The sequence below is a fragment of the Flavobacterium chryseum genome (genome assembly GCF_004362015.1).
GTDB lineage: Bacteria > Bacteroidota > Bacteroidia > Flavobacteriales > Flavobacteriaceae > Flavobacterium.
The window spans coordinates 436,066-443,216 of the sequence record NZ_SNWW01000004.1 but is presented as its reverse complement, the minus strand read 5'-3'; the positions used below and the strand labels follow the sequence as shown (position 1 = coordinate 443,216).

16 protein-coding genes are annotated in these 7,151 nt (G+C 32.9%); 3 read left to right on the top strand and 13 right to left on the bottom strand.

The window, feature by feature from the left end:
• From EV143_RS10945 to EV143_RS10890, 13 genes are all read right to left on the bottom strand, one after another.
• A partial coding sequence (locus tag EV143_RS10945; protein ID WP_208111267.1) for a hypothetical protein occupies positions 1 to 320 on the bottom strand: 320 nt, incomplete at its 3' end.
• 11 nt (positions 321 to 331) lie between these two features.
• Positions 332 to 817 carry a hypothetical protein gene (locus tag EV143_RS10940; protein WP_133507965.1) on the bottom strand — a complete coding sequence of 162 codons (486 nt, stop codon included), beginning with the start codon at positions 815 to 817 and terminating at the stop codon, positions 332 to 334.
• On the bottom strand, positions 817 to 1,530 hold the full coding sequence (locus EV143_RS10935) for a lambda exonuclease family protein (RefSeq protein WP_133507964.1): 714 nt from the start codon (positions 1,528 to 1,530) through the stop codon (positions 817 to 819). The genes EV143_RS10940 and EV143_RS10935 overlap by 1 nt, the downstream gene beginning before the upstream one ends.
• On the bottom strand, positions 1,511 to 1,933 hold the full coding sequence (locus EV143_RS10930; RefSeq protein ID WP_133507963.1) for a hypothetical protein: 423 nt from the start codon (positions 1,931 to 1,933) through the stop codon (positions 1,511 to 1,513). The genes EV143_RS10935 and EV143_RS10930 overlap by 20 nt, the downstream gene beginning before the upstream one ends.
• Positions 1,933 to 2,994: a hypothetical protein gene (locus EV143_RS10925; RefSeq protein WP_133507962.1), complete on the bottom strand. Its 1,062-nt coding sequence runs from the start codon at positions 2,992 to 2,994 to the stop codon at positions 1,933 to 1,935. The genes EV143_RS10930 and EV143_RS10925 overlap by 1 nt, the downstream gene beginning before the upstream one ends.
• A gap of 27 nt (positions 2,995 to 3,021) precedes the next feature.
• Positions 3,022 to 3,234, bottom strand: coding sequence for a hypothetical protein (locus EV143_RS10920; protein ID WP_133507961.1), 213 nt, complete (start codon positions 3,232 to 3,234; stop codon positions 3,022 to 3,024).
• Between the two features lie 4 nt (positions 3,235 to 3,238).
• On the bottom strand, positions 3,239 to 3,361 hold the full coding sequence (locus tag EV143_RS21900; RefSeq protein ID WP_262710975.1) for a hypothetical protein: 123 nt from the start codon (positions 3,359 to 3,361) through the stop codon (positions 3,239 to 3,241).
• Position 3,362: 1 nt separating this feature from the next.
• On the bottom strand, positions 3,363 to 3,752 hold the full coding sequence (locus EV143_RS10915; RefSeq protein ID WP_133507960.1) for a hypothetical protein: 390 nt from the start codon (positions 3,750 to 3,752) through the stop codon (positions 3,363 to 3,365).
• Between the two features lie 2 nt (positions 3,753 to 3,754).
• Positions 3,755 to 3,934 (bottom strand): hypothetical protein, encoded by a 180-nt coding sequence (locus EV143_RS10910; protein ID WP_133507959.1) that lies wholly within the window; start codon positions 3,932 to 3,934, stop codon positions 3,755 to 3,757.
• On the bottom strand, positions 3,922 to 4,224 hold the full coding sequence (locus EV143_RS10905) for a hypothetical protein (protein ID WP_133507958.1): 303 nt from the start codon (positions 4,222 to 4,224) through the stop codon (positions 3,922 to 3,924). The genes EV143_RS10910 and EV143_RS10905 overlap by 13 nt, the downstream gene beginning before the upstream one ends.
• 75 nt (positions 4,225 to 4,299) lie before the next feature.
• On the bottom strand, positions 4,300 to 4,518 hold the full coding sequence (locus tag EV143_RS10900; RefSeq protein WP_133507957.1) for a hypothetical protein: 219 nt from the start codon (positions 4,516 to 4,518) through the stop codon (positions 4,300 to 4,302).
• Positions 4,519 to 4,525: 7 nt separating this feature from the next.
• Entirely contained in the window at positions 4,526 to 4,753 is a 228-nt protein-coding gene (locus tag EV143_RS10895) for a hypothetical protein (protein WP_133507956.1), read from the bottom strand.
• Positions 4,754 to 4,835: 82 nt separating this feature from the next.
• Positions 4,836 to 5,024: a hypothetical protein gene (locus EV143_RS10890; protein ID WP_133507955.1), complete on the bottom strand. Its 189-nt coding sequence runs from the start codon at positions 5,022 to 5,024 to the stop codon at positions 4,836 to 4,838.
• Positions 5,025 to 5,145: 121 nt separating this feature from the next.
• Here EV143_RS10890 and EV143_RS10885 point away from each other — a divergent pair, with 121 nt between their 5' ends.
• Genes EV143_RS10885 through EV143_RS10875 form a run of 3 tightly spaced genes read left to right on the top strand, consistent with a single transcriptional unit; the run spans position 5,146 to position 6,956 of the window.
• Positions 5,146 to 5,862 (top strand): S24 family peptidase, encoded by a 717-nt coding sequence (locus EV143_RS10885; protein WP_133507954.1) that lies wholly within the window; start codon positions 5,146 to 5,148, stop codon positions 5,860 to 5,862.
• A gap of 10 nt (positions 5,863 to 5,872) precedes the next feature.
• A complete protein-coding gene (locus tag EV143_RS10880) occupies positions 5,873 to 6,676 on the top strand; it encodes a hypothetical protein (protein ID WP_133507953.1) in 804 nt (267 codons plus the stop codon).
• Positions 6,677 to 6,689: 13 nt separating this feature from the next.
• Entirely contained in the window at positions 6,690 to 6,956 is a 267-nt protein-coding gene (locus EV143_RS10875; protein WP_133507952.1) for a helix-turn-helix domain-containing protein, read from the top strand.
• Positions 6,957 to 7,151 lie beyond the last annotated feature (195 nt).

The following is a 7,151-nucleotide window of genomic DNA, read 5'->3' as shown; positions in this document are numbered from 1 at the left end:
TTCAAAGTATAAGCACTCAGATTGTTCAAAGTATAAGCACTCAGATTGTTCAAAGTATCAGCACTCAGATTGTTCAAAGTATAAGCACTCAGATTGTTCAAAGTATCAGCACTCAGATTCTTCAAAGTATAAGCACTCAGATTGTTCAAAGTATAAGCACTCAGATTCTTCAAAGTATCAGCACTCAGATTCTTCAAAGTATCAGCACTCAGATTGTTCAAAGTATAAGCACTCAGATTGTTCAAAGTATCTTGAGTTGCATTTTTACCTAAACTCAAAACATATAGTGCGTTTCTTTTTTCTTGGTTTGTGTTTTCCATTTTTTTATTTTTTATTTAAATTGTACATCTATTGGTTGTTCTAAATCTTCATTCGGTAATGGAATTTGATATTGAAACATTTCCCATGCTAATTGGCGACATGCTTCGTGATATTCTTCTTGTCCGAAAGTGCTATTTTTTGTAGTTGATTTTGGCTTTCGAATTGTTTCGTGTGTTATCGGATTAATTGCCACCTCTCCGGTGCTTTCATCAATAACCTCTTCAAAACTCAGGTTCGTTTTTAAAAACTCATGAACATCCGATTCAAGGTAAATATCTCCCCACTCTTCGCGGAGTATGTTTTTCCAATGCTCAACGATAACACCCCAGTAATAGCGGTTTTGCTTATTGCTTCTCTTGTTGTAATGGCGCTCGATGGTGACAGTTACTTTTTTACCTTCATAAATTCCAATTGCATCTACAATTAAGTTTCTGTTCTCAACGAACTTTCCATTTTCAACTTCAGTTGTAACCGCTATTTTTCTAGGTGTTGCCATTATTCAAATACTTTAAGTCTTTGTCTTTTTCTTTTTACTGCTTCTGTTAGTCGTTTTTCTAACTTGGCAATGTCAGTATCGTTTCTTTGTATCTCAAGGACAAAAAGACGTTTGCTTTCGTTTTTAAATCGTGGGTCATAACTAATAAAAAACCAACTTTTACGACTTGTGATATACATACTTCCTTGAATCTGCCAGTAGTACTTTGTACATTCCTTTTTGAAGTTTTCAAGTGTTAAATTTTCCAGATAATGAAGGTGTGTTTTACTGTCTGGACATTTTGTTTCAACTCCTCTGTCATCTCCAATTAATCCATCCGGTGTACATCCAACATCTTTAGTTAATTCAACATACTGCTGATCTTCTCCAAAGTTGTAAACCTCAATACCGAACTGCTGCATAAACTTTTCTACAGCTTCAATCTCAGTATCTTTTCCATGCTCAACAGATTTTGTTGCAAGCTGTTTGTTTTCATTTGTTGTGACAACTTCAAGGATCTTCTCAGTTACATAAGTAATAGCTCCATCCGGAAAACCCTCCTTATCTTCATATCCCATCAATCTCACAAATTCAGAAGCTGTAAACTTTCCTTTACGTTGTTCCAGCCATTCTTCCTCTTTGCTTTTTTGATTCATTTTATTAAGAGCGGATTCATGTTCCGCTCTTAATTCTTCTAAATCAATACCAGCGAAGTTATTCTTCGTTGTTAGCATCAAAAATGTTTATATTCAACTCATCAACATCAAACAATGGAATGTCATTTCCTCCAGTTGTTTTACTACTTCCTGTACATTTAATACTAACACCTTGACCGATTTTAGTATTCATTAACGCTTGAATTAAGACTGTTTGCCCAGCTAAAAATGCTTTTTCGCCATCATGTAGTTTTGCCATGAAGTATGTTCCTCCTTTTGCATCAGTAGCTTCTTTGAATCCTAAGAAGAAACATTCTACTGGTTCATCTTTTTTAGCAATCCACTCTGACTTTTCCATATATGAAACTGTCAATTTTCTGTTTACTCCAGCTGATTTTAATGCGCCAATAGCATTAGTAGATGGCATGATAAAAGTTACTTCTCCGTTTTTTGGAAATAATTCCGGTTTTACATTTTCCATTATTTGATATTTAAAATTTGATTATTGAATTCGATAATTGTACTGTTTAGGCCATCTCTAATTTCAACCAGAGCTTTAGCTATTGCCTCGTTTTTAATGTCTGGAAATTCTTTTTCGAACATTAAACTTTCGATGTATTGAAGAGCTTTTTCGCGATCAGGTTTCAACTCCTCAAGCCTTTTTGCTTCGCTTTCTGCTTTCTCCTTAGCTTCTTTTTCGGCTTTTTCTTTAGCCTTTTTATCAGATTCAGCTTTTTCCTGAGCAGCAACTTCTGATTTACGTTTGGCCTCAGCTTCATCAATTGCTTTTTGTCGCGCATCAAGATCATCTTGACGTTTTTTATTAGCTTCATCGATAGCTTTCTGCTTTGCTTCGCTTTCTGCTTTCGCTTTATTATCAGCTTCCTCTTTTGCTTTTTTCTGAGCCTCGAACTCTTCCCTTTCTTTAGCTAGTTTTTCCGCTTCAATACGCTGTTGCTCTTTTTCAGTAAGTGATTTAGTTTTGTCAGCCAGTTGGCTTTTGATGAGGTTTATTTTTGAAGCGAACTGCATTTCAAATTCTCCAAATTCCTCTGTATCTGTTTTTAATAAAACCTCTTCAAATTCAGCAGTAACTTTTTTAATATCTTGGAACTGCAAGTTGTCTATAGTGGATTTAGATTCTTGATAAATCTGCTCAATACGATTGGTAATTGCTTCGTCAAGTTCTTTTTGGATCCTTTCTTTTTCCAATCTTTCAGCTTCTTTAGCAGCTTCATATTTTTTAACCTCTGCTTGCTGCTTTTCTTCATGTGGAAGAGTGATGTCAACTAACTTTTTGGTTTCGGTTTTCACTTCATCACGAACATTTTTAAGCTTAGAAGCGATCAAAGTATCTTGCTTTTCAACCGTAGTTCTGGCAGTTACATAAGTGGTTCTTCTTTTCTTAGCCTCTTCGTAAGTTTTGTTATCCGTGATGATGATAAAAGGGTTTGCCGTTACAACAGCTTCTTGTTTTTCCTTCCATCCCTGCAATTCTGGAAGCATTGAAACTTTTACTGATTCTAATGTTACTATTTCCATTGTTTTTAAAATTTGATTATTGTTTTACTATTTGATCTTTTTAAATTTTGCTATCGTTTCATCAGAACAAAATCTTTCTGATCTATCGATTACATGTCCGAATGAGTTTTTGACATCTGGAATTATATTCCCATTTTCATCGATTTGCTGCAAAGTGTGAACTCCAGAATCTCGAACTGTTTTTACCCTTAGAATCCGTCCTTCCGGAGTTCTATAGGTTTGATTTAATTTTACTTCCATGATGTTATATTTGACAGACTAACCAAGTTGCGAAAGCTCCTAATCCGAAACCAATTACAAAGGCTATGATGAAAGCGATCATAAATAAATTGAACATTCTGTTTGCGCGTTCTGTATCTAAATTCATTTTACTTGATTTTTTCTAGTGCTTTTTCAACTTGAAGAAAGTCACGTTGGTGAATATTATGTGTCTTGTTACATAGCCAGTCATTAAAAAAGACTTTCCTGATATTCGATTCGATATTCATAAAATCAGGATCTGTTGTGTTTTCGAATCTGAATCTGATTTTTTCACTTAACAGGAAGGTTGAAACCAATTCAGAAAGCTTTCCTTTTGTGCAAACTATCAGACTGAAAAAAGGAACTTGATCATTATTAAAAACTTTACTGCAATTGCAAACAAAGCTTTGTCCACGTCGATCAAATGATATTAGAAGTAAGTCTGGAGTATCATTTGCTATTTTTTTACTTGTATCAAACACGGTGTATATTTGAGCTTCTATAGTTGTTGTTGCCATAATCAGAAAGGATTGTTAGTTATGAATTGCAGATCATTTTTCATTTCATCTGCGTTTTTAGTTTCAAACTTTTGAGCTAATTCCAAAACCGTTGTACTGGTTTTGAAATCTTCGCTCTTGTCAAACAATAATCTTAAAGCTTGACCTAATACTTTTTTTTCTTTTTTGGTTAGTGCATCCATGATTCGTAGTGTTTGATGTTAAGATTTACAACTTGGTGTGTTACGGTTTTTGGTTGTTCTTTCAAAAGAGAAATTCTTTCTTTTTCGATTGGTATAATCTCCGTGTACAACTCATTTAACTTTTGCTTGACTTTTTCCAGTCTCAACTTCATTATTTCATTCATTGGATTGTTGCCTTCTCTGTAGTAGTATGTTGACAACCTCACACAAACACCTCTTAATTTTTCAAATGCAGAAATATTTTTTCTGATTGTTTGAGCTTTGTTTGTAATTTCTTCTAACTTTGCCATTCTATTTGTTATTTATGCCCTGCAAGGCGTTTATAAAATTTGATTTAAAACCGTTCATTCCCGTGAGCGGTTTTTTTATTTTGTCAAACAAGCAACTGCTTGTAATTTCAGTTCAGGTGATAATTCGAACTTGCCCTTTCGGGTGGAGTTGGAAGCTCCCAAACTATCCAACTCCAATTCTAAGTTTCTCTTACGGCTAGTAATCGAACTTAATCCTTGTTTAAAAAGCTCTTCGTGAATTTCTAATTCGTGTAATTGGCTTTTTATAAACTTTATTTTTTCAGCTTTGTTCATAGCTCATTTATTTCGTTGAAACTGCTTTTTCTTCCATGTCAAAAAAATCATTCTCAGTAAGGTTTGCATACTCCATAATTATTTTAACTACTTTGTAATGTCCTACTTTGGCGTATTGGCCACGGTAAGCCCAACTTTTCACACTTCCAACTTGCAAGCCTAATTTGCTGGCTATCAAAAGACATAAGTTGTAATCAGTTTTTAAAAGCTCGTAAATTGATTCTTTGATTTCCATTGGTCTCGTTTTTTTTATTGACAGGTGGAAGCCCCAAACCACCGTGTCAATATGTTCTCTATGAAAACTGGGGCTGTTTTTTTTATGCTAGAACCAAACTTCCGGATGATTCTAAATCGATATACTTTTTCGGATTCTTTTTGTCAGAAGTACCAACTCTCAAATCAGAGTACTGAGGTTTTTGTCTGATTGATTTGATGTAAGCATCTAACTGCTCTTCTGATGATTGCGTTTTAAAAACTTTTCTAAGTAATGCTGTAAGTGTTTTCATAATAACTATATTTGCTTTTTCATATTGACAATACAAATATACATAACTTATTATGTAAAGAAAAAATTAATTACATTAAAATTGCATAACAGTTACGCAATTTATAATTATTATAAATAATATGGAACTTACAAAGATTGTAGAAACAATAAAAAAAAGCGGGGTAACTGCTTACGAGATAGCGAAAACAGAGCCCTTGACGGAAGTAGGTATAAATAAAATACTAAATGGATCATCAACTAATCCACGAAAGTCAACTTTAATGATACTGGAAAATTACATAACTAAATACATAACTAAAGAGCAGCATAATATAAAACAACTATTAAAAACAGATGATTCTTTCAACGAAAGCATAACTAACAAAAACGGAAACACATTCAAGGAACTAGAAAACGGGAAATTTATAATGACAGTTCCATTAGTTCCTGCCAAAGCTTATGCAACTTATATAAGTGATTGCTGCGATGGAGATTTCGTTGACGGATTTAACGAGGTTAACTTCTATGTGGACCAATATGCTAGAGGAAACTATGTAGCATTTGAGATAAAAGGAGATAGCATGGACAATGGAGGCCTATATGACAATCCTGAAGGCTGTATAACTCTTTGTAGAGAATTAGGACGTCAGCATTGGAAAGATGGCTTTAGAGATTCTCAATATGGATGGATTATTGTGCACAAGGATACTATCGTATGTAAAGATATTATAGGTCAAGATTTAGAAAAGGGAATTATCACCTGTCACTCCAGAAATACAAGTCCGGAATATCAAGATTTCAATATTGAACTTAATGATGTAAAACAAATATTTAAAATAATAAAAAGAACATTTTAAAAACTAACAAATGAAAAAAACAATTACGCTTTTAGGGTTATTATTTTCGACTTTCTGCTTTTCACAAATTTTCCCTGGTGAAGACATACAATTACTTACAGATAAAGATATAGTTGTTTTACCAAAAAGTGAAACTTTGCAAAAATATGGCTATGATGATTTCTATAAAGATGAAAAACTTAAAACTAAATATGATTGTTGTGAAAGTTATAATTCAAAATATAAAAGCTTAGTTGGAAAAACATTTAAGGTTCTAAGCTACGAACCTTATACTAATTTAATCGGATCAAGTAAATACAAATTAAAAATAGAGAATAATGAAACTGGAATTATTTATTTCGATTATGATCCTAGATATGATTTTAAATATCCCTTTGACGTAGTGGGAGGCTTAGATTTACCTTCAGATTTTTATTGTAAGAAGATAAAAGTTTCAACTGATAAATTTACCGGAGATGTATCATACAGTACAGAGTACTCCGAAGGTATTTCTGTTATAAAGGTAGAAAAAGATAAAGTTTCAAAAATATACCTAGCAATTAATGAGCAAGGACCAACATTAAATGTAGGAGCTAAAGGACTGATACTTCTTTTGACGAATAATAAAAGAATCAATAAGCCAGATGCGAAAATTGAAGTTAAAGTTAACAAAGGTGGTAGCGGTTATATATATTCAGCATTTGTTGAGTTAAATTCGCAAGATTTAAATTTATTAAAAGAAAATATAATTACTGACAATAGGTTATACGTCTATGATGGTGAAATAAAAAATGGAGAGAAAATAAAAGAATATGTTAAATGTTTGGCAAAATAAAGATTAATAATCAATGAACGAAACTGATCTTAAAATATTCGAGCTTATAAACCTGCTAAAAGAATTGGGCACGATAGAATATGATAAAGATTTCGGAGATTCAGTTGGCGTTTTAAAACAAAATCTAACACGGATAAAACAGGGCAAAGCTCATTTTACAACTGAACATATTAGAAAAGCATGTAGCGTATTTAATGTAAATGCAAACTGGATTTTTGGTGTAGAAAAAAAAGTGTTCAATTCCTTGAAACCTCAACAAACAAAGGCATTACAGAATTAATAATGCCGGCAACCCTAAACGATTATACAACGGTAAAAAACGAATATATTAATCATAAATAGGAAGTCATAAGTTACTGATTTACAATGTAAGTACTAGGATGTAAAAGTATGGGTTTGTTTTTCATAACCCTGAGGTCACGGGTTCAACTCCCGTCCTCGCTACAGAAAATAAACCCTTAATCATTAATTGATT